General features: G+C 46.2%; 18 protein-coding genes. 6 read left to right on the top strand and 12 right to left on the bottom strand.

Annotated elements, in window-relative coordinates; genetic code table 11:
• Positions 1 to 62 precede the first annotated feature (62 nt).
• Entirely contained in the window at positions 63 to 965 is a 903-nt protein-coding gene (locus ACJJIZ_RS08475) for a LysR family transcriptional regulator (RefSeq protein WP_444915829.1), read from the bottom strand.
• Positions 966 to 1,101: 136 nt separating this feature from the next.
• Here ACJJIZ_RS08475 and ACJJIZ_RS08470 point away from each other — a divergent pair, with 136 nt between their 5' ends.
• Positions 1,102 to 1,791: a pirin family protein gene (locus tag ACJJIZ_RS08470; protein WP_444915828.1), complete on the top strand. Its 690-nt coding sequence runs from the start codon at positions 1,102 to 1,104 to the stop codon at positions 1,789 to 1,791.
• Positions 1,792 to 2,164: 373 nt separating this feature from the next.
• Here ACJJIZ_RS08470 and ACJJIZ_RS08465 read toward each other — a convergent pair whose 3' ends face one another.
• Entirely contained in the window at positions 2,165 to 3,856 is a 1,692-nt protein-coding gene (locus ACJJIZ_RS08465) for a DUF885 domain-containing protein (RefSeq protein WP_444906070.1), read from the bottom strand.
• A 390-nt stretch (positions 3,857 to 4,246) separates the two neighbouring features.
• Between ACJJIZ_RS08465 and ACJJIZ_RS08460 the strand changes: the two genes are divergently transcribed.
• Entirely contained in the window at positions 4,247 to 4,750 is a 504-nt protein-coding gene (locus ACJJIZ_RS08460) for a thermonuclease family protein (protein WP_444906071.1), read from the top strand.
• On the opposite strand, the gene ACJJIZ_RS08455 is transcribed toward ACJJIZ_RS08460, so the two are convergent.
• The 6 genes from ACJJIZ_RS08455 to ACJJIZ_RS08430 form a co-directional block, all read right to left on the bottom strand.
• Positions 4,739 to 4,915 carry a hypothetical protein gene (locus ACJJIZ_RS08455; protein ID WP_444915827.1) on the bottom strand — a complete coding sequence of 59 codons (177 nt, stop codon included), beginning with the start codon at positions 4,913 to 4,915 and terminating at the stop codon, positions 4,739 to 4,741. The two genes, ACJJIZ_RS08460 and ACJJIZ_RS08455, sit on opposite strands and share 12 nt — an antisense overlap.
• Positions 4,916 to 5,129: 214 nt before the next feature.
• The gene (locus ACJJIZ_RS08450) at positions 5,130 to 6,317 is read right to left on the bottom strand and encodes an alpha/beta hydrolase-fold protein (protein ID WP_444915826.1); all 1,188 of its coding nucleotides are present in this window, start codon (positions 6,315 to 6,317) and stop codon (positions 5,130 to 5,132) included.
• Between the two features lie 204 nt (positions 6,318 to 6,521).
• Positions 6,522 to 7,262, bottom strand: a complete 741-nt coding sequence (locus ACJJIZ_RS08445; RefSeq protein ID WP_444915825.1) for an NUDIX domain-containing protein — start codon at positions 7,260 to 7,262, stop codon at positions 6,522 to 6,524.
• A 120-nt stretch (positions 7,263 to 7,382) separates the two neighbouring features.
• Positions 7,383 to 7,778: a GNAT family N-acetyltransferase gene (locus ACJJIZ_RS08440; protein WP_444915824.1), complete on the bottom strand. Its 396-nt coding sequence runs from the start codon at positions 7,776 to 7,778 to the stop codon at positions 7,383 to 7,385.
• An 82-nt stretch (positions 7,779 to 7,860) separates the two neighbouring features.
• Positions 7,861 to 8,334: an OsmC family protein gene (locus tag ACJJIZ_RS08435; RefSeq protein WP_413664800.1), complete on the bottom strand. Its 474-nt coding sequence runs from the start codon at positions 8,332 to 8,334 to the stop codon at positions 7,861 to 7,863.
• 155 nt (positions 8,335 to 8,489) lie between these two features.
• Complete coding sequence (locus ACJJIZ_RS08430) at positions 8,490 to 8,834, bottom strand: 4a-hydroxytetrahydrobiopterin dehydratase (RefSeq protein ID WP_108732232.1); 345 nt, start codon at positions 8,832 to 8,834, stop codon at positions 8,490 to 8,492.
• 208 nt (positions 8,835 to 9,042) lie between these two features.
• Here ACJJIZ_RS08430 and ACJJIZ_RS08425 point away from each other — a divergent pair, with 208 nt between their 5' ends.
• Positions 9,043 to 10,866 (top strand): DUF885 domain-containing protein, encoded by a 1,824-nt coding sequence (locus tag ACJJIZ_RS08425; RefSeq protein WP_444915823.1) that lies wholly within the window; start codon positions 9,043 to 9,045, stop codon positions 10,864 to 10,866.
• Between the two features lie 42 nt (positions 10,867 to 10,908).
• Here ACJJIZ_RS08425 and ACJJIZ_RS08420 read toward each other — a convergent pair whose 3' ends face one another.
• Together ACJJIZ_RS08420 and ACJJIZ_RS08415 are read right to left on the bottom strand one after the other, a co-directional pair.
• The gene (locus ACJJIZ_RS08420; protein WP_444915822.1) at positions 10,909 to 12,417 is read right to left on the bottom strand and encodes a fumarate hydratase; all 1,509 of its coding nucleotides are present in this window, start codon (positions 12,415 to 12,417) and stop codon (positions 10,909 to 10,911) included.
• 151 nt (positions 12,418 to 12,568) lie between these two features.
• Positions 12,569 to 13,327, bottom strand: a complete 759-nt coding sequence (locus ACJJIZ_RS08415) for a coiled-coil domain-containing protein (protein WP_282931689.1) — start codon at positions 13,325 to 13,327, stop codon at positions 12,569 to 12,571.
• A gap of 332 nt (positions 13,328 to 13,659) precedes the next feature.
• On the opposite strand from ACJJIZ_RS08415, the gene sodB reads away from it, so the two are divergent.
• From sodB to ACJJIZ_RS08400, 3 genes are all read left to right on the top strand, one after another.
• Positions 13,660 to 14,241 (top strand): superoxide dismutase [Fe], encoded by a 582-nt coding sequence (sodB, locus tag ACJJIZ_RS08410; RefSeq protein ID WP_108732228.1) that lies wholly within the window; start codon positions 13,660 to 13,662, stop codon positions 14,239 to 14,241.
• A 234-nt stretch (positions 14,242 to 14,475) separates the two neighbouring features.
• On the top strand, positions 14,476 to 16,353 hold the full coding sequence (locus tag ACJJIZ_RS08405) for a DUF885 domain-containing protein (RefSeq protein ID WP_444894804.1): 1,878 nt from the start codon (positions 14,476 to 14,478) through the stop codon (positions 16,351 to 16,353).
• A 427-nt stretch (positions 16,354 to 16,780) separates the two neighbouring features.
• Positions 16,781 to 18,667: a DUF885 domain-containing protein gene (locus tag ACJJIZ_RS08400; protein WP_444915821.1), complete on the top strand. Its 1,887-nt coding sequence runs from the start codon at positions 16,781 to 16,783 to the stop codon at positions 18,665 to 18,667.
• Positions 18,668 to 18,891: 224 nt separating this feature from the next.
• On the opposite strand, the gene ACJJIZ_RS08395 is transcribed toward ACJJIZ_RS08400, so the two are convergent.
• Both ACJJIZ_RS08395 and ACJJIZ_RS08390 read right to left on the bottom strand, forming a co-directional pair.
• Complete coding sequence (locus tag ACJJIZ_RS08395; RefSeq protein ID WP_444915820.1) at positions 18,892 to 19,287, bottom strand: cupin domain-containing protein; 396 nt, start codon at positions 19,285 to 19,287, stop codon at positions 18,892 to 18,894.
• Between the two features lie 272 nt (positions 19,288 to 19,559).
• On the bottom strand, positions 19,560 to 21,377 hold the full coding sequence (locus tag ACJJIZ_RS08390) for a DUF885 domain-containing protein (RefSeq protein ID WP_444915819.1): 1,818 nt from the start codon (positions 21,375 to 21,377) through the stop codon (positions 19,560 to 19,562).
• Between the last annotated feature and the right edge of the window lie 97 nt (positions 21,378 to 21,474).

The raw sequence follows: 21,474 nt of genomic DNA, 5'->3' as shown, positions 1-21,474 counted from the left end.
TTAATATTTAAATACATATTTAGTTAGCTTGATATGCATCTTGAAAAGGTTTTTTAACGCGTTCAGCCCAGTCGATTCATACACGCCTGCTGAACAAAGGCCAAAAAAGAGCTCACCTTTGGCAATTTTTGTCGATGTTGTGGGTAGAGCGCATACAGATCCACCGGTGGCATCTCCCACTCAGGAAATACTGGCACCAATAAATCCGCAGCTACTTCTTGTTGGCACATATAGTCGGGGAGAATTGCGATTCCACAACCATCAACCAGCATCTGCTTTAGCATCAAGAAGTCATCGACTCTCACTCTCGGCTCGATCATTATTTCTCGAACATCAGTTCCATTCGTTAAATTCAACCTGCCACCATACTGTGCACTGCTCATAATTAGAAACTCGCAATCGGCCAAAGATTCTAACTCGGCATTCAGATTCTGACGCTCTATGTAATTTGGGCTAGTGTATAAACGGCGCCGAATTTTCCCTAATTTCTTGGCTATCAATCGAGAATCAACCAACTCTCCCACACGGATAACCAGATCGTAGCCCTCCTCAATCAAATCCACTCTTTTGTTAGATAGAGTTAACTCCAACTCAATATCAGGATGGGCCTGTAGAAACTCACCCAGCACATCTTTCAATATCGCATGGCCTACACCAACAGAGACACCCACTCGCAGCCTACCACATGCCTTACTCACTAAACTGCCGACTTTGCTTTCTGCTAGATCGACTTCATGCTGTATTCGGCGGCAGTGTTGCAAGTAGGTACTGCCGGCTTCAGTCAAGCTTTGTGTGCGGGTGGTTCGCTCTAGCAGAGTGACTCCCAGAGCATGTTCCAGCTTGGCAATTTTCCGGCTGAGATTTGCCTTAGGCAAATTAAGCCGTTCCGCAGCTGAGGTAAAACTACCTGCATCCACTACTGCCATAAAAAGCAGCATGTCGTTCAAATCAACGTTACAGCCCATTCTATGAAACCTGCAAAGCCTTATTGCTGTTAAAAATGGGATAATGATTACGAAAAATAACTATATATCAAACAAAAAGGGATATCTAGAATGACTCCATCGACTACAGCAACAGACAAACCACCCGGAGAAAAAAATGGAAATTTTAGCCCGAGACACACTGGAGTTAGGTGGATTCGCAGGTATTACTGAACATCGACTGGTGACTGATAGCCGCGTATTTGATGCTCGCAAAAAAGCAGAGGCTTTTGAAGGACTGGGCAACATGGTGTATTTGGCTGATGCACGCTATTTACCCCAGGGCTCATCGGGTATGCATCCGCACAGTGAAATCGATGTTATCTCTATCATTGTCGAGGGTCGGGTCAGTCATGAGGGATCTTTAGAACACGGCAAGGATTTAGCCGCAGGTGAAGTTCAGGTACAACGTGCAGGGGGAGAGGGTTTCTCTCACAATGAAATTAATCCAGACAAACAGCAAAACAGAATGCTGCAAGTCTGGGCGCTGCCAGAGAAAGCTGGCCAGCCTGCGGGGTATAAAACCTACAAACCAGCATTAAATGGCGCCACTCGTATTTATGGAGGTATTGACGAGAAAGGCAGTACTTTTGATAGCAGCACTTTAATGGACATTGCACACTTAAAAACAGATGAACAATTATCTTTAAATGAAACTCACTTAATCTATGTAATTAGTGGAAGTGCAAAAGTAACCTCAGGACACACCACAGAGCAGGTGAAGGAGGGCGACTTAATCCGAGGGGACAACTTAACTCTCACCAGTACAGCAGCGCTGCACTTGCTTCTTGTGAGCCATAACAATTAAATCCTCAGTTACAGAAATATCAATCTGAACTATATGACTGGCCAAGCAACAACTCTACCATTAGTTAGAATGTGAGCTTTATCCGCTTTGATGAAGGCGCCTAAATCAAAACCAAATAAAGTTCTATTTTACGGATGCTGACTGCCAAATACTTCCCGGAGGTGCGCAAGCGCATTAGGGCTTTATGCGAAGATTTGGAATTTGAAGCAAATGAGTATATTAGCAGACCAAAAAAAGACAGAGATGGAAACTGAGAATTTTATCTATGGTAACACCTGCCAATGCTGTATTAATATGAGATATTTAAGAGATATAAAATAGTAAGCGAGGGACCTCAATAAAGCCCCCTCACCATAAATAAAACTAATAGAACCTATTGTGAACCACTAAACTGATCGGATAGCAAGCTGAGTGGTATAACGCCATTTTTCAAAATTTTTCCATGAAATTCTTTGATATCAAAATTGACCTTCTCCTGCTCTTTCTGACGCAACTGAAGAATATGTGTAAAACCAATATGATATGAGCTTGCCTGGCCGGGATGAAAAACAAAGCGATTAAGATCTTTAAAAACCTCCCACTCTACCAGCCCTGTAGCTTGAGAAAAATATTCTTCGGCCTCAGTTAGATCCCATCCTTTTGCATTTATACCCGTATCCACCACTAAGCGGGCTGCCCTGCGGGCCTCTGCTTGTAATCTTCCTAAGTTTCCATACGGATTGTTGTCATGCCAACCCTGCTCAAAGGCTAAACGCTCTGCGTACAACCCCCAACCTTCAGAGAAACCTGAAATATTGGTAATACTCCTAAATAGGGGCAGGTCTAAATTACCCGTAAATGAAAATTGCGCATGGTGGCCAGGTATTCCCTCATGGTAAACAAATCCGGGCAATTCCAATAAGGTGGTATCTACAGAAGTATCTACAAAGATCACTGCACTTTCTCCTCCGCTAGCCTGACGGTACCCATAGCCAAGCGATTCTATGAACTCCAATTCAGGGTACTGAAAATCAGGAAACAGACCAGCACTTTTCCCTGCTGCCTCATCTAACAACGTCTTAAATACACTCAGAACATCTTCCCTGGCAATTTGCGGTGAATCCCGGCGAGCCATCTCATATAGCGTCGGCAAATCATTTGAGACATCATAACCAAGTGATTCAAACTCAGAATATATTTCAGTGTGAATATCTTTCAGAGCAGCAATCCCAATTTGATGTGCTTCATGGGCATCTTGTGGAAGACCGACAAACCTACTTAACAGCCTATTGTAAAATTCATTTCCTCCCGGGTACTGGGAAAACCCAGGGTTTTCGGGTGCGTTTGGTAGCAACTTCAAGAGCTTACTAGATACTTTTGCACGGGCTGGTGCTATCTGATTTGCTAAGATATCTTTACACTGGAGCAACCACTCTTCTTTTTGCAAGTCAGAAACGGCCATTTCATTTACGGCTGACTCAAATAACAGATAGATGTTGTCTTGCTCAGGAACTTCATTCCAAAATTCAAGTGTATCACTAACCCATATCACTGTTTCTTTATCATCAATTATTCCCAATCGTGCCCTAACAGACAGCCAACTATTTATTGAAGAATAATATGAAGGCAAGCGTTTCATTTGTGCTAAATAGTTTTCAACACCACTAACATCATCAAGATTAAAGCTCTGGAAGACATACCAAGCACTAATCGCAGTAAATGCATTAACTCTAAATTGAGGCTGCCCCTCAACCGACAAGTAATTCTTTAAAAACCATAAATAATAGTCATAATCAACCTTCTGCACCTCACTCAACTTCCGTCTATCAAATGACTTTAACTTAGCCAGCACTTTGACATATAACGCAAGTGTTTTAGCTTTATACTGTAGAGATATTGGTGTAATGCCAGGTGATAAAAGCCCTATTTCTTCATGCACTTGATGAATCAATGCCAACTCAGGATCTCGCCTAAGCAGCTCAGCATTAGATACCTCTATAAAATAATCAAATTCCTGATCATAAGCCTTAGCCGGCAAACCAATAAAAACACAGAGAATAACCCAGGCATATTTTAACTTCTTCATAGAGCTTCCTTGAATACGCTTCGTTATGTTATGCAACCAAAATAATAATGCCTAGCAGAAAAAAGAAAGTGAAATAATATTTACTTAACCCACATGATATTCATACTTTAGAATTAAAATTTTCTCTATAACCACCACATCTCCCTCGATCTCATTCAAATATATTTTAAGATCGAGGTATATTCAGCCAAAAAAGCCACGTTATTTGCCAACCAATGTCACTCCCTTCGCTATGCACTTCTTAGCAAAAACAAAAAATCAAAAAATCAAAAAATCAAAAAACGCCTTATCAGAAATTTAAGAGCTTTATATTTCCATCACCATTCCTACATAGCCCCGTAACAACCCACACCTATGCTGCGCCATGTAACTCTATCGAGGATAAACATAATGAAAAAATTACTTATCATGGCGGTCCTATCCACTTCTAGTCAGGCAGCTCCGCTAACAAACTATCAAGTTATTGATGGCGATACAGTTCACGGTTACGTCGACAATGAGTATGTAAAAATACGCTTGAACTGCATTGATGCCCCTGAGACCAACCCCAGCACCCAAACGTACGGCCCCGAAGCCACTCAAACCCTAAGCGACCTATTGTCATTTGGTTCAGTTGATTTTGAATCTACAGGGAAAGACATCTATGGTCGGGAAACTGGGTATCTGCATGTGAATGGGTACAATATCAATCAAGAAATGGTAATACGGGGAGCTGCCTGGAATTATGAATACTATTGCGGCAGCGAGTTTGAACTCGAGCAGGAATTTGCTTACTACTACGGCCTTGGGTTGTGGTCGAACACTGATGCTATAGACCCCTACTGTTTTCGCAAGAACTTGGACTACGATTACTGCTACTACAATCCAGAGAACAACTTAATTTTAGATAACTAGGGAGCCTCTGAATAACTCCGCAATGACTCTACGGGTCTTGAAGGCTGCAGATGTAAGACGCAGCTTGCCGCGAATGGCCGTAGCCCTTTGCAAAAGCTGCAACGCAGCAGCTGTGGCCTGCAAGGCCCGCCCTTCGGGGCTTGCAGAGCGATTCACACTCCACATTGCGATTTCTTGAAAGGTCTAGACAATCCTGCGAAGCCGCGCCTTGATTATGAACCGCTCTGCATGCCAGAGGTATCACGGAGTTATTCAGAGGCTCCCGAGATCAAGCTCAATAAAACTCAGACAAAACAGCATCAAATAGCTTGGGGATCTGACTTTAGGGCAACGGCAGCACTTCAGATCACCAGGTTAAGCATAACTACTGAAAATAAATCTAATCGACCTCAAGTTGAGCCATTCTATTTCTTGCTGTTTCATTATCAGGATTAATTAACAATGATTTTCTATAGCAATCTATAGCAAGCTCTTTCTTCCCCTTTACCATATAAGCTTCAGCCAAGCTATCCCAGGTCTTATATGAACCTGGATAAAACTGTGTATTCAATTCGAAAAACTCTATTGCCTTATCAACATCTATGCCAAACTGATCATTATAGAGACGATCATAGCCAAAGAAACTAATAACATCTTCCCTCAACATGAACGTTCCTCCGAGCTTTCTTGAAAACTGTTCGAAGTGATTTTTAACATTCACTACGGGGCGAAATCTAGCTTGATCATCGATCATATAACCATCAAAAATTGATCGAAGCCCTCTATAAAAGCTAATAACGGGCATTGTATGATGATTTTCTTCTGTCCCATAGGTTACTGAATCTACGTACAGCCCTTTCTTAGGCTTCTCATTTAGCAGCCTGATAAATTCTGCAACATAGTTTTCATCAGGATATACACCTTCTACTCTCTTTGACGTAGAGATAAACAGCCTGCGCTTTTCAGTTGATTTACCTTGTAGGAATTCAGAATACCGCTTTAACATAATCTGCTCATCCCACCACATACTTGGATCAATAGCGATATACGCATTAAAGTCTTCAGGCGATGAATATAAGCTATGGATAACAGGTAAACCTGTAAATGAGTAACCTGCAAGAATTTGATACCCAGATGTCGGATATTCCGCGTTTATCTCTGGGATAAGCTCTTCTCTTAAAAACTCAAGAAATTGATCAGCGCCCCCTGTATTGGATAGCGCCTGATTTTTACGTCCACCATATTCAGTTAGCGATCGAGTAGGTGAACTATCTCTTACACGCTCTTGACTTACGATACCTACAACAATCATTTCAGGAATTACTGGAGTGGCATCAGAACTCAGCTGCCGAACCATACCTGTGAAGACATGAAAGAAACTATTAAAATCTGCATCAAGTAAATAAAGAACCGGATAATCTTTATATCCACCTTCTTTAAAGGATGCGGGAAGAGAAATCCAATACTCCCTTCTCTCTTCGAGAATTTGCGAGACAATGACCTTGCGCTCACCAATAGTTAACTCATTGGATTGAGCAGTCAAACTCCAAACTGCGGCAATTAAAATTGCTATAAATTTGCCTTTCATAGGAACACTCCATCTTTCCACCAGCTAACCATTTAACCCACTAATAATTTAATAATCATAAGAGAAAGAAAAGCATACGCCGCGTTCTGGGCTCAATGAGAATGAAGAATTCACAATGTGTTTAGAATGCAGCTTAGTCTTTCCCCCTGCCTCAAAAGTAAGTGGTTAAACTGCGATATATACTCAACCAATCATTTGGACCTTTTAGGCATTAGTCCAAAATATTTCCTGCTTTGCGAAGGGATCCTTGTAAGAATCCTGGCTGACCTGGGTTAAACCAAGCCTTTGCATGGACATTTCAGCTACATGTCTATTAAATGCTGAGATATGCCCTCCATTTAAATAGTGGTCAATATCTACCCAGGAAGCATGCTTAATTTCTTCCGTATCTGTTATTACAATATCCCGATTTAAGGCGCTCAATTCACATACGAAGTAGATATCCGTATAGCCTAAATTCGTAGGAAATCGGGTAGCAAATCCTAGTACTGAGGAAAACTCGCAGGACACACCGGTCTCCTCATAAACCTCACGAATCACCGCATCGGCTATCTTTTCACCCAGATCAACGGTTCCTCCAGGCAGCTTCGGGCTCGATGCTGCACTGTGGCCCTGGACACAGAGCAGTTGCCCATCAAGAAGTACGAATCCCCCAACTCCCACCGTATGGGTTGGGTAGAAGGGAACATATGCATCTTCCTGAAGCTTAAGAACCAGCCTTGTAGCAGAATCCCGACAGCTATGAAATGTAAAACCATGCTTTAGGCATATCGGGATAAACCGGGTAAGTGCATCTCGGAGATCTATCCATATCAACTTTCGTCTGTTAACTCTGGATACTTCTATAATGGCTACCAGTTCAACCAAGAACTGATTTTCCGTACCAGAAAAATTCTCGAGATCCAAAGTAACGCAATTAAAGGAATCAACTGTATGATGAAACACAAGCAACCTATTCAACACCTAAATGATTTCAATACCATAAACGATATAGCCAACACTGAATCAATCATTCGTTCATTGATGTAAAGCCAACTTCGAATCCACAATAATAGCTCTGTGCCATTATTTGATAAGATACATCCCTTCAGTGTCTGGACGGCTCAATTCAAATCCAAATTTTCTATAAAGCTCGGGAACATCTGCCATCAACGTAATATATGCTGAAGGAAGGGCTTCTCGATCCAGGTAAGCCATAATGTGCTCCATGATCTGACGCCCCAGACCAATACCTTGGAATTTTGGATCGACAGCAACATCCACTATCTCAAAATTAAGTGCGCCATCCCCCACTACCCGCCCCATAGCGACAGTTTCAGATTGTCTTTTTATATGGATACCATACAAACTATTTGGAAGGCCTTTTTCCGCTGCTTCACGGCTTCTGGGGGTTAAGCCTGTTATCTCTCGCAGTTTGAGGAAATCCTCGGTAGAAGCTACTTTCTCAATAATTGTGTACATACATCGCCGAAAAAAATAAACAAATTAATAGTGCCGCTAAGCCTACCTAGTACCCAGCGACAACCAAACCGCTATAGGCTCCTTAAATTGGAACTTCCTGGATCTCTGTCACCACTTCAGCTTTCACGGAGTTCGCAATAAAACACTGTTTGTGGGAAAGATGATGTATTTTTTCTAACTGCTCGCGACTGGGTTGTTTTTCACCGGAGAAGCGCACTGAAGGACGCAGGGTAACTTTAGTCATAGCAATTCGACCATCCTTATCAGCCCCCATAATTCCTATAGCTTCATCGCAATATTCATCAACCACAAACCCTCGCTTGGCTGCAATCGATAGAAAAAACAACATATGGCAGCTGGACAGAGCCGCTACAAAAGCTTCTTCTGGATCAACGTTTTCAACTACTGAATAGGGAATGGGTACAACATGGGGGGAAGAGGAGGCTGGGATAGATGCCCCACCATCAAATTGCCAGGTGTGGGCGCGACTGTATTGATTATCGGTGAAAATCTGCTCGTCGCGTTTCCAGGTCACCGTTGAAGTATACTCTGACAAGACTTATCTCCCTTTAGACGACACCCCTAGCCTTGGGGGAAAAGGGGCTAAATTGGGATGCTCACCAGCCCTAAGATTACCAAGAACCGGTGAGTGCTATTTCAAATGGTCCATCGCCTCCCAAAGCCGGATATAGGCGCCACAAGAAATACTAGTTAAGCGGCATCCACCTGCTCATCGGTGCGAGCAGCCATGATAAAGTCATTTTTGTGCAGGCCCTTAGCCTCGTGACTCCACCAGGTAACCGTAACCTTACCCCATTCAGTCAGCAGTGCGGGGTGATGCCCCACCTCTTCAGCAATCGCGCCGACACGGTTGGTAAACGCCAGAGCCTGCTTAAAGTTACGAAACTTAAACACGCGTTCCAGCTGCATGATTCCGTCACGGGTCATCGGCGTCCAGTCGGGAATCTGCCGTAGCAGTCCTGGCAGTTCGTCATCACTCACCAGCGGCGCATCGGCACGACAGGCTTCACATTGTTGTTGAGCTAGTTCGGTCATGAATCGGTCCTCAAAACCTTGTTTATTATCGGCTCAATTGGGCCGGCCTCACTCTACCCGCCCCCCCTTAACGAAACAAGTACAGGGCTCAAAAACGCATTTTATCCGGTTTTACCATCACAAAATGGAACCGCATGCTAAAAATATTGGACGATCTATGGCCACCGCAGCCTTGGGTCGACATCGGCAGATTAACGTGAGGATTGTCATGAAAGCGCACCTCAGCCTATTACTACTTCTAGTATCTCTAGGAGCCTGTGAGCGCCAGCAAGTGGATAGAGAGCGCCTTCCTCCACCTGAGAAGGTTATCCTGGAGGAAATGCGCTCCGAGACAAACCTGGCATTCGAGCAGCTCTGTCAGCAATTTATACACGGCCTATGGAATCTATTCCCATCCTGGGCGCTCAGTGAAGGCTACTATGAAGTAGCCAAAGAGCTTCAGGTGCCCGATAAGAGTTATCGTGAATTTGTATTGGACTTTGCTCAAATCTATGAACGCAAATTTGCAGCCTTGGATAAAAGCCAGCTCAATATCAATTCACGCAGTAATCTCGCTCTTATAGAAAATTTTCTGCATCGACTGCAATGGCAATATACCCGCTTTAAGTCATACCAATGGGACCCATCCATATATAATGTTTCCCATTCTTTTGCCCTGATCCTAAACACCGACTATGCGCCACTTCTAAAGCGCCTACATACCGTTAGCACTCGTATGCTGCAAGTGCCCGAGTACTATCAGGCCGCTAAGGCCGCTATCTATCGTCCGGCAGCGCCACAGCTTGAATTAGCAATTCAACAGAGTACAGGCTCATTGGAAGTCTTTGGTGAAGAGCTGGAAAAAACGGTTAAAGAAAGTCAGATGCCTGCGGACGCAAAGGAGATTTTCCTGCGGCGAATGCACGATTCCCGCTTAGCGATTCAAAGCTATATCCACTTCCTACAAAACCTGCAAAAGAAATTGACTAAATCCGGAAAATTCCGTGATTTTCGTATCGGTGAAAAACTCTACGAAGAAAAATTCCAGTTTGATATCAATATTGGAATGAGCGCTGCTGAACTATACCAGCGCGCCATCATAGAGAAGCAGCTAACCCACGATAAAATGACCAAGCTTGCCGATCAACTCTGGCCAAAATACTTTCCTTCTGACTCCCCACCCAACGAGCCACTGGTAAAAATTGAAAAGCTGCTGAACAAGCTTTCCCAATATCATGCCACCAAAGAAACTTTCAAGGAAAAAGTAGAGCAACAGATCCCGGAGCTGGCAAAGTTCGTGACCGAAAAAAACCTGTTAAGCCTGGACAAGGAAAAGCCACTGGTAGTTCGAACAACTCCAGCCTACATGCAAGGCTTTGCTGTAGCTTCCATTAATGCGCCTGGCCCCTACCATAAAAATGCAAATACCTATTATAACGTGATGCCCATAGAGACCTACTCCGATCAACGGGCGGAGAGCTTACTGCGAGAGTACAACGACTATATCCTGCAGATACTCAATATCCATGAAGCGATCCCCGGGCACTACACTCAACTGGTTTACGCCAATCAGTCCCCCAGTATCCTGAAAACTATTCTCGGCAATACTGCCATGATCGAAGGCTGGGCCGTCTATGCGGAACGCATGATGCTGGATGCGGGTTACGGTAATTTTTCCCCCGAGCTGTGGCTGATGTACTACAAGTGGAACTTGCGCACTATCACTAATACCATTTTGGATTATGAGGTACAGGTAAAGGGTATCAGCCAAGCAGAGGCGATGAAGTTAATGGTCAGGGATGCCTTTCAACAACAGGCTGAAGCAGAGGGCAAATGGCGCAGGGCGACCTTAAGCCAAGTGCAGCTCACCAGCTATTTTGCTGGCTTTACAGATATTTTGGCCCTGCGTGAGGAAATCAAAAAGAAAATGGGCAACAACTTTAGTCTCAAGGGGTTCCACGAGATGTTCCTGAGCTATGGCAGTGCACCTATACCAATTATTCGCGAACTGATGCTGGCGGACTTAGCTGAGCAAGGCAATAAATTCCAATAAAAAAGGCCCCTGTTGGGGCCTTTTCTTTAAATGGCGGAAGCGTTACACCTCACCTTCGGCAATCTTGGCTTTCCAGATCAGCGGGCCAGTAGTGTGTACTGACTCACCCTGACTGTCGACAGCCACAGTTACCGGCATATCTTCTACTTCGAACTCGTAAATCGCTTCCATTCCCAGCTCAGGGAAGGCGATAACTTCGGAGCCTTTAATCGCCTGGGCAACCAGATAAGCAGCGCCACCGACGGCCATAAGGTATACCGCTTTATTATCGCGGATCGCCTCAATTGCCATGGGGCCGCGCTCCGCCTTACCGATCATCCCCGCCAAGCCGGTTTCTTCCAGCATAGTGCGAGTGAATTTATCCATACGGGTAGCGGTGGTTGGACCAGCGGGACCAACAACCTCATCGCGCACCGGATCTACCGGGCCTACGTAGTAGATAAAGCGGCCGGTGAGATCCACAGGCAACTTCTCGCCTTTGGCGAGGATATCTACCATTTTCTTGTGCGCCGCATCGCGACCAGTCAGCATCTTGCCGTTCAGCAGCAGGGTCTCACCGGGCTGCCAGCTTTGGATATCTTCTGCAGTAATGTTATTCAGGTTTACCCGACGGGTATTGCTGCCCGCTTCGCGGGTAATTTCCGGCCAGTCTTCCAACTTAGGCGGAGTCTGGCGTGCGGGCCCGGAGCCATCCAGGGTAAAGTGGGTGTGACGGGTAGCCGCGCAGTTGGGGATGATCGCTACAGCCTTGTTGGCAGCGTGGGTAGGATAATCCTTGATCTTCACATCCAACACAGTGGTCAGTCCACCCAGGCCCTGGGCACCGATGCCCAGTTTATTGACGGAATCATAGAGTTCCAGACGCAGCTCTTCAGCGCGGTTAGAGGCTCCGCGCTCTTGCAGCTCCTGAATGTCGATGGGGTCGAGCAGGGATTCTTTGGCCAACAGCATCGCTTTCTCAGCGGTACCGCCAATACCAATACCCAGCATGCCGGGCGGACACCAGCCGGCACCCATCTGCGGAACCATCTTCAGCACCCAGTCAACCACCGAGTCAGATGGGTTCAGCATCGCAAACTTGGTTTTGGCTTCGCTGCCGCCGCCTTTAGCTGCCACATAAACTTCTACGGTATCACCGGGAACGATTTCATAGTGAATCACCGCCGGAGTATTGTCTCCGGTATTCTTACGGGCACCATCTGGATCTTCCAGAATAGAGGCACGCAGCACGTTGCTGGCATTTTGATAGGCCCGGCGAACACCTTCGTTAACCATATCGGTAACGCTCATATCCGCTTCCCAACGCACATTCATGCCCACTTTCAACTTCACGGTGACAATGCCGGTATCCTGACAGATTGGGCGGTGGCCCTCGGCACACATGCGTGAGTTGATCAGGATCTGGGCCATGGCGTCCTTGGCCGCCGGGTTGACCTCTTTCTCATAAGCCTTGTTCAGGGCCTGAATGAAGTCCTGTGGGTGGTAGTAAGAAATAAATTGCAGCGCATCGGCCACGCTGCCGATCAGATCATCCTGGCGGATAGTGGTCATTGCCAACTCCGATTAACGTCTCGAGGCCGGCGATTCTACACGAAATGTAGGGTTATTGACCCAGATATTCCCAGAAATCCCATTCACCTTAAGGGAAAACGGAATAAAAAAGGCGGACACCAGGTCCGCCTTTTTTAACTCAACCGGAAAACTACATGGATGAAGCTGTGGAATCACCGCTGGACTGCAGGGAGCGAATCGCATCGCGAAGCTGCACCAGATCCTTATTCACCGAACGGCGGTAAGCATCGATAGACTCTACAGCCTCTTCATTCGCACCGACACGCATAGTCAGGTCACTGCGCACTGAAGCCAGCTGGCGCTCCAGGCGTGCAAGCTTGTCGGTCATCTCACGCTGGGAATCTGTATTGCCCTTGCGCAACTCTGCCAGCGAAGCCTCTACAGCGGCGATTTTCTTCACGCTGGACTCGAGGCCGCTGAGCTTTGTGCTAAGAGCGGCGACTTGCTTTTTGTTAGCCGCGACTGCTGTTTTATTTGCCGAGATACTCTTGCGGTTGGTGTCATAGGCAACACCCCACAGTTTGCGGATCTCCGAGGAGTTTTCCTTGGCTTTTGCATTCAGCACTTCGACCGATGCCGTAGATTCCTCATCGGAGAGGCTAAAGCGCTTCTCCAGTTCAGCAATACGGTTTTCCGCATCGGCAATACGAGTCTCAGCATCACTCAACAGGGTCCGGCTGTCCTGCCATTGCTGGTACAGGAAACCCGAGGCACCCAGGCCACCCATCGCCATAATCAGGGCACATAGCCCCAAGAAAGAGAAACCACCTCGGCGCTCCTCCACGATCACCTGGGGCTCTGGTGAATCACTCCTTTCTTCGCTGGTAGTGAGATCCAGTGATGGTTCAAGAGCGGCGCTGCCGCCCAGTGTGGGCTCTTTGCGTTGCATGGTTCGATACACCCGATAACTGTGCTGATGAGTCCGGTACCCGCCAGTTCTATGCTGCTCTTTCCGGTACCGTATTTTCAGAAATATATGACAATAGAATCCATTCAGATTCGTCGAATTCTGCGGCAGTTATACCAAAAATTGACGAAAAAGTAAGCGGTCGTCAGTAATAATAGACGACAGTCGAATAGAGCTGACAGCAAAAACTTCCCCCCTTGTGTTTGAGGAAATCGTCCCAAACTTCCCTAATCCATCGCGCCGGCTTAATTCTGAGATGCGGCACGTGTAGAATGCCCTCACCAATAACCCTCAGACAAAGGAAGGAAAACACCATGGCTTTCGAATTGCCTGAACTCCCCTACGCTAAGAACGCCCTGGCACCGCATATCTCCGAAGAAACTTTGGAGTACCACTACGGCAAACATCATAAAACCTACGTAGACAAGCTGAACGGCCTGCTGGAAGGCACTGCTGACGCTGACAAATCTCTGGAAGACGTGATCAAGTCCTCTTCCGGTGGTGTGTTCAACAACGCAGCCCAGGTTTGGAACCACACTTTCTACTGGAACTGCCTGAGCCCTAACGGTGGCGGCGAAGCCACTGGCGCGATTGCCGAGGCTATCAACGCAGCCTTCGGTAGCTTCGACCAGTTCAAAGAAGCATTTACTACCAGTGCTGTGAACAACTTCGGCTCCGGCTGGACCTGGCTGGTAAAAAATGCTGACGGCTCAGTCGCTATTGTAAACACTTCCAACGCAGCAACCCCGCTGACTGAAGAAGGCGTTACTCCCCTGCTGACCTGCGATGTTTGGGAACACGCTTACTACATCGACTACCGCAACCTGCGCCCGAAGTACATGGAAGCTTTCTGGGCCCTGGTGAACTGGGAGTTTGTAAACCAGAACTTCGCTTAATCCCGAAGTCACCAGAAAAAGCGGGCCATGTGCCCGCTTTTTTTATTTCTTAATGCCCTCCTCCCAATCAAATTCTCCCCACTACTGGCCAAATGCTGCTCCAGTCAGCACAATACCTGCTGATCTGCACTACACATCCCGCATAAAGTGTGGGGGATTTAGGCAATCAACCTAAAGAATGCCACTGGAGTGGCACAAATTAGCAACGAAGAACCGAACACTGGGAATATGCTCATGAAGTTGAAACCAACCCTGATCGCAGCCGCCATAAGCGCGCTGGTAATCAGCGGCTGTGACCGCGGCGCCCCGAACACAGCCGAGCAGAGTGCAACCGCCACAGCCACGGAAAGCACGGCGACTCAAGAAGTCGCAGGAAAAGTGGACCCAGCCGCAGTCAAACGCGTAAACCAGATGTTCGAGGACTTCTTCCAGGAGCACCTCGCCCGCAGTCCAGAGACCAAAACTTTCCTGGGTAAAAAAGAAGACTACGATAAGTGGGATAACCTCTCCCCAGAATTTGCCAAGGAAACCCTGGAGCTCGACAAGCGTCAGCTGGCGGAACTGAATAAAATTGATCCTTCCACCTTGGATGACGCTACCCGCCTGAGCCTGCGCCTGGCAAAACGCAACTGGCAACAGGATATTGATGGCTACAAGTGGCGTAACCACGGCTACCCTGTTAACCAGATGTATGCCACCCATACCAGCGCCGCCACACTGTTGATCAGCCAGCACCGTATTGATGATGTCAGCGATGCAGAAGCCTATATCGCCCGCTTGAACGGTATGCCCAAGTATTTCTCCCAGTTGGAAGAACAACTGAAAGCCAATGCTGCAGTCGGCACAATCGTACCTAAGTTTGTATTCCCTTACGTTATTAGCGATTCCCGCAACCTGATCACCGGTGCACCTTTTAACGGTGAAAAAGACAGCCCACTGTTTGCAGACTTTAAAGACAAAGTAGAAAAGCTGGAAATCAGTGAAGATCAAAAGAAATCACTGGTCAATAAAGCCAGCCAGGCCCTGACTGAAAGCGCCGGCCCCGCTTACGAAAAATTAATCAGCTACCTGCAAGAGCTTGAGAAAAAAGCCAACACTGACGACGGCGCCTGGAAACTGGCAGACGGCGAAGAGTTCTATAAATTCCGCCTCGGTGTTTACACCACTACGGATATGACTGCCGATGAGATCCACCAAACCGGTCTTAAGGAAGTTGCCCGTATTCACGACGAAATGCGCGAGATTATGCGCAAGGTGAAGTTCGAAGGTAACTTGCAGGAATTCTTCGAGTTCATGCGCACCGACAAGCAGTTCTACTACCCCACTACTGAGGAAGGTAAAGCGGAATACCTGGAAAAGGCCACCGCAATTATCGACACCATGAAGGGCCGCCTGGATGAACTGTTTATCACCAAGCCCAAAGCCGATCTCGATGTAAGAGCCGTAGAGGCCTTCCGCGAAAAATCTGCGGGTAAGGCCTTCTACCAGCGCCCGGCTCCCGATGGTTCGCGCCCAGGTATCTACTACGCCAACCTGTACAATATGAACGATATGCCGTCTTACCAGATGGAAGCATTGGCCTACCACGAAGGTATCCCCGGCCACCATATGCAGCTTTCTATCGCTCAGGAATTACAGGATATTCCCAAGTTCCGTAAATACGGTGGTTACACTGCTTATACCGAAGGCTGGGGTCTCTACTCCGAGTTGGTACCCAAGGAATTGGGCTTCTATGAGGACCCCTACTCTGACTTTGGACGCCTGGCTATGGAACTGTGGCGCGCTGGCCGATTGGTGGTAGACACCGGCCTTCACGCCAAGAAATGGACCCGCGAGCAAGCGATCGACTACCTCGTAGAGAACACCCCGAACCCGAAAGGCGATGTGGTTAAAGCGATCGAACGCTATATCGTCATGCCTGGCCAAGCGACCGCATACAAAATCGGTATGCTGAAAATTGTCGAGCTGCGTGAAAAAGCCAAAACAGAACTGGGTGATCAGTTTGATGTTCGCGGCTTCCACGACACTATCCTGGCCAGTGGCCCAGTCCCCTTGGATGTACTGGAAGAACTGGTTAATGAGTGGGTTGCAAAAGTAAAAACCCAACAATAAATAATAGAAGCGACAGATAAGTACCTGATAACTACTTGTCTGTCTTTTTCTTATCGTCAGTAGAGCATTGCAGAAGTAAAAATTCTGTATAGTTTTTACAATATGGCATTTATTGTTTTACAGGGAAGTCCGGAATGACACTCCGGACTTCTTATTAAGCAATCACCAGCTCCCAGCATGATTGGCACTGCGGTCTTATTTCAACCCCCCTATTTTCAGCTCACCTTAGCCGCCACTGTCGTATAAAAGCACCAAAATAAAACATACCCAGTATTCCCCATACCAAAAAAGTGCACCGCTCTTATTTTCTGCTGAATTTATATCCACAAAACCAAATAATGGGATGCTTTTACATAAAAAAGTCCATTAACTGCAAAAATAATGATAAAAAAGTAAGAGCTACTCTTTGAACGCAAGGATTGTACTCATGAAGTTAAAAGTAACTCTGATTGCAGCGGCAGTAAGCTCACTCATCCTCACGGGCTGCAACGATAGTACCAACAATGCAGATGCACATAAGATTGCCCCCTTAGAGGAAAGTGCACTTAATCAGTCACCTCCCCCGAAAGTCAGCAAAGAAATGAGTGAGGCCAGCAAGAAGGTCAATTTGCTATTCGATAAGTTCTTCCAGGAGCATCTAGACCGCAGCCCTGAATTCAAAACATTCTTGGGTCTGAAAGAGGAGTACGGCAAATGGAATGATCTAACTCCTGAGTTTGCGCAAGAAACCCATGAAATTAATAAGCGTCAATTATCCGAGCTGAATAAAATTGATCCCGCTATACTGGATCGACCTACCCAACTTAATCTTCGACTGGCAAAACGCACTTTGCAACAAGAAATCGAAGCCTATAAGTGGCGAAATCATAATTATCCAGTCAACCAAATGTTCGCCACCCATACCGGCGCCGCTTCAACACTTATCAGCCAGCACCGTATCGATAACATCAGGGATGCCGAAGCTTATATTTCCCGCTTAAATAGAATTCCCCAGTATTTCGCACAGCTGCAAGACCAACTGGAAGAAAACGCCAAAGCTGGCACCACTATCCCAAAATTCGTTTTCCCCTATGTTATTGGAGATGCACAAAACCTAATTACTGGTGCTCCTTTTGACAGAAAAAAGGACAGCCCTCTATTTGCTGACTTTAAGGGAAAAGTAGAAAGTCTCGATATCAGTAAAGAGCAGAAAAAGTCCTTAATAGATAAAGCTAAAACAGCACTAAAAGACAACACTGGCCCCGCCTATAAAACCCTAATCGACTACCTGCAAGAGCTTGAGATACGCGCAACTACTGATGATGGCGCCTGGAAACTGGCAGATGGCAGTGACTTTTATAATTTTCGCCTCGGCTTTTACACATCTACCGATATGACAGCCGAAGAAATTCATAGGATTGGCCTTGAAGAAGTGACTCGCATCCATGATGAGATGCGTGAAATTATGCGTAAAGTAAAATTCGAAGGTAAGTTGAAAAACTTCTTCGAATTTATGCGCACCGACCAGCAATTTTATTACCCGACCACTGAACAGGGGAAAGCTGCATATCTTGAGAAGGCTACTACCATTATCGATACCATGAAGGGTAGGCTGGACGAGTTATTTATCACCAAACCTAGAGCGGACCTCGATGTGAGAGCGGTAGAACCATTCCGGGAGAAATCTGCCGGTAAAGCTTTTTACCTGCAACCTGCTGCCGACGGATCACGCCCAGGCATCTACTATGCCAACCTCTACAACATGGACGATATGCCCAGTTACCAGATGGAAGCACTGGCATACCACGAGGGTATCCCCGGCCACCATATGCAGCTCTCTATCACACAGGAATTACAAGATATCCCTAAATTCCGCAAATATGGTCACTATACCGCCTATACCGAGGGTTGGGGCCTTTACTCTGAAATGGTGCCAAAAGAGATGGGACTCTACCAAGACCCCTACTCAGATTTTGGGCGCCTCGCCATGGAGTTGTGGCGAGCAGGACGCCTTGTAGTCGATACCGGAATTCACACTAAGAAGTGGACCCGAGAACAAGCCATACAATACCTGATGGAAAACACCCCTAATCCTGAGGGGGATGTGATTAAAGCAGTCGAGCGTTATATCGTATTACCCGGCCAGGCAACAGCCTACAAAATTGGCATGCTCAAAATTTTACAGCTCCGCGAGAAAGCCAAAAAAGAACTGGGAGAAAAGTTTGATATTCGCCAATTCCACAATGCAGTTCTGGCCAACGGCCCAGTACCACTGGATGCCCTGGAGGAAATTATTGACGAGTGGATAGCAAACACCAGAACTCCAAAAGTATAACTAAAAGGTTAAAACAGAATTAAAAAAGGCCACTATCTGTGGCCTTTTTTGTTTGAGCTATTAGTGAACACCTAACAATTCGAGAGCCAAATATACACGAGGACAAGCGATATACTTGGTTTACCTGCATTTTTAGAACCCTATAGATCAAGGTTGAAAGCCCCAGCTAACAGCACGTACTCTTGTACTGCAAACCGCTGCAGCATGTAGAATGATCCTATTTCTTAAGTATCGCATGGCTTAGTGATACTGTGCTCAGTTGGCTGCGGGGTGATAGTCATAACTTTTACTTCGCCAGGTGTTTCAAATCGGTGCCAGATACCTTTTGGTATAACCAATATTTGCCCGGCTGATAATTCGTTCCGCTTCTCATCACCGTTAACGAGAAGAATTAGAGCTGTTTCCCCACCTATAACTTGAACAAACTCATCTCCATTGGTGTGTCTTTCCCACTCGCTATTCCCTGAATAGTGGGCTACGTATATTCCACCATCCCTATACTCGGACAATAAGGCAAATGCATCTTTAGCTTCCTCATCCGTTGTTTCGGGAGTTCTTCCTTTTAGAAATTTAACTCTAGAAAACCCATCATCTATCGTAATAGCTTTTGGCTTCGGCACTTACCAACCCCTTACAAGTACTACTCTTACTACTGGGGTGGAAGGAAAGAATACACCGCACTCGAGACACGCTGTGAATACATCCCTGTAAGCTCCTAATCGGCATCCATGCCTCATAGGGTCCCAAGCGCGGTGTATTCTTCCCTTCTCCCTTTTTAGTTACTAAAACCACATAATCCGAGCACCTTCACCCTTTCTAGCGGTAAAGATGCTCAAACTTTTAAGTTACTCTTTTGACGATCCTATAGCCGAATACTCTACAAAAGTGAATCCTAACTCTTGTTGGTTGCTATCCACTGATCTACCTGCTGCTCCAACACTGCCAATGGCAAAGCGCCATTGGTGAGAACTACATTGTGGAACTGGCGGATATCAAACTGGCTACCAAGCGCTTCTTTAGCGCGTTCACGCAACTCAAGAATCTTCAGCATACCGGTTTTGTAGGCCAGTGCCTGACCGGGCCAAACCATATATCGCTCGATCTCGGTGGTGACTTCGGACTCAGTCATACCGGTCTTTTCCAGCATATACTCAATCGCTTGCTCGCGACTCCAGCGCTTATAGTGCATTCCAGTATCCACAACCAACCGCACAGCCCGGAACATTTCCGCCTGCAACCGACCCAAATCATCATAGGGGTTTTCCTGGAAACCGGCTTCTTTAGCAAGCTTCTCGGAGTACAGTGCCCACCCTTCCGAGTAAGCATTAAACAACCCCATTTTACGGAAAGTCGGCACACCTTTTAGCTCTTGTGCAATTGCCAACTGGAAGTGATGCCCAGGTACCGCTTCATGGTAAGCCAAGGTACGCATTCCAAACTTTTTGGTTTCATGAACATCCCGCAAGTTTGCATAAAATACCCCGGGGCGAGACCCGTCCATTGCTGGAGGGTTGTAGTAGGCTCCCGCCGAACCTTGCTCTTTAAACTCTGGGACTCGGCGCACCTCAACACCCATTTTGGGTTTTAAATCAAAATAGTCACCCAGGCCTGCATCAATTTCATCAATCATTACCTGGTAATCGGCAATAATTTTCTCCCGACCTAAATCTGAATCCTCATAAAGAAACTGGGGATCATTATTCAGTGCAGAGAAACGTTCGCTAATAGTGCCACTGGTTCTACCAACGGATGAAAAAATTTCATTCATTTCCGTTTCAATTCTTGCAACCTCTTCCAATCCAATACGATGGAGTTCCTCCGGTGCAATATCTGTACTGGTAAAGTTGCGTACCTGATAGGCATAGTAGGCATCCCCATCCGGCAATGCCCAAACACCATTGTTCTCTCCAACTTTTAACCGGAGAGTACTGAAATAATCGATTAGCCCTTGATACGCGGCGTAAACTTCTGTACCAATCAGCAACTCAGCTTGGCTGAGAATACGTTCCCGCTCCTGTTTATCCAGCTTTTCAATTTTGTTAAGTCGCTCCAGTAATGAGGTATAAAGTATATTTTCTTTTGCCGGCGCGGCAATAAAACCCTGCATTTCCTCTAAAACACTATCGATAACAAAGCGCGGGGGCAGGATATCTTTCTCTTCCCTTATCTTCAGACCATCCAGCAATTGATCAAACTTACGTCCGACCTCTCCCAGACGAGACAAGTAATAATCAGCTTCTTTTACATTGTTGATCTGATGTACTTCAGCGAGAAACTCCGGCAACCTATTCTGCTCACCCGACATTTGGTTAAGCGGGTAATCATGGTGCCTCCAGCGTTCAACTTCTGCCTTTATACTGAGAAGATGCTCTAACACATCATAGGAAATGGCCTGCTGCCCTTCCAAACTTTCGCGATCATAGCTGCGCAATACCGCCAGCTCGCTCTTCATCATTTCAATAACACGCAACTGCTCTTCTTCAGACAAATCATCGAGATGCGCATTGTGTCCATCAATTCCAAATTGTTCCAAAATTCTAATTTGTGAAAGGATTTCCGGACTGCTACTGCCGATTTTTATAAAGACACGCTCAAAAAATACATCTATAGACCAAGGCTTGAAATAAACTGCATTAATAGCAAAAGCAGAAACTGCCAAAACCCCCACGAAAAATAAGCCGCCAAACCATTTGGCAATAGTCTTAATCATTATATTTCTCCCGAATTCTTAGCTGTAATTTTGTCCCGGTATCAGGATCACCTCAACTCCCGCAGCAGAGAATTCCGATAGAGCGATCAGCGCAGGG

The organism is Microbulbifer maximicatervae (SeqCode) (assembly GCF_052467225.1).
This window is presented reverse-complemented; position numbering and strand designations above follow the sequence as displayed.

Coding starts and splice junctions, on each gene's coding strand:
- ACJJIZ_RS08470 (WP_444915828.1), top strand. CDS start 1,102: ATGGAAATTTTAGCCCGAGACACACTGGAGTTAGGTGGATTCGCAGGT.
- ACJJIZ_RS08405 (WP_444894804.1), top strand. CDS start 14,476: ATGAAGTTGAAACCAACCCTGATCGCAGCCGCCATAAGCGCGCTGGTA.
- ACJJIZ_RS08465 (WP_444906070.1), bottom strand. CDS start 3,856: ATGAAGAAGTTAAAATATGCCTGGGTTATTCTCTGTGTTTTTATTGGT.
- ACJJIZ_RS08390 (WP_444915819.1), bottom strand. CDS start 21,377: ATGATTAAGACTATTGCCAAATGGTTTGGCGGCTTATTTTTCGTGGGG.
- ACJJIZ_RS08460 (WP_444906071.1), top strand. CDS start 4,247: ATGAAAAAATTACTTATCATGGCGGTCCTATCCACTTCTAGTCAGGCA.
- ACJJIZ_RS08440 (WP_444915824.1), bottom strand. CDS start 7,778: ATGTACACAATTATTGAGAAAGTAGCTTCTACCGAGGATTTCCTCAAA.
- ACJJIZ_RS08475 (WP_444915829.1), bottom strand. CDS start 965: ATGGGCTGTAACGTTGATTTGAACGACATGCTGCTTTTTATGGCAGTA.
- ACJJIZ_RS08455 (WP_444915827.1), bottom strand. CDS start 4,915: ATGTGGAGTGTGAATCGCTCTGCAAGCCCCGAAGGGCGGGCCTTGCAG.
- ACJJIZ_RS08430 (WP_108732232.1), bottom strand. CDS start 8,834: ATGACCGAACTAGCTCAACAACAATGTGAAGCCTGTCGTGCCGATGCG.
- ACJJIZ_RS08415 (WP_282931689.1), bottom strand. CDS start 13,327: ATGCAACGCAAAGAGCCCACACTGGGCGGCAGCGCCGCTCTTGAACCA.
- ACJJIZ_RS08420 (WP_444915822.1), bottom strand. CDS start 12,417: ATGACCACTATCCGCCAGGATGATCTGATCGGCAGCGTGGCCGATGCG.
- ACJJIZ_RS08450 (WP_444915826.1), bottom strand. CDS start 6,317: ATGAAAGGCAAATTTATAGCAATTTTAATTGCCGCAGTTTGGAGTTTG.
- ACJJIZ_RS08400 (WP_444915821.1), top strand. CDS start 16,781: ATGAAGTTAAAAGTAACTCTGATTGCAGCGGCAGTAAGCTCACTCATC.
- ACJJIZ_RS08425 (WP_444915823.1), top strand. CDS start 9,043: ATGAAAGCGCACCTCAGCCTATTACTACTTCTAGTATCTCTAGGAGCC.
- sodB (WP_108732228.1), top strand. CDS start 13,660: ATGGCTTTCGAATTGCCTGAACTCCCCTACGCTAAGAACGCCCTGGCA.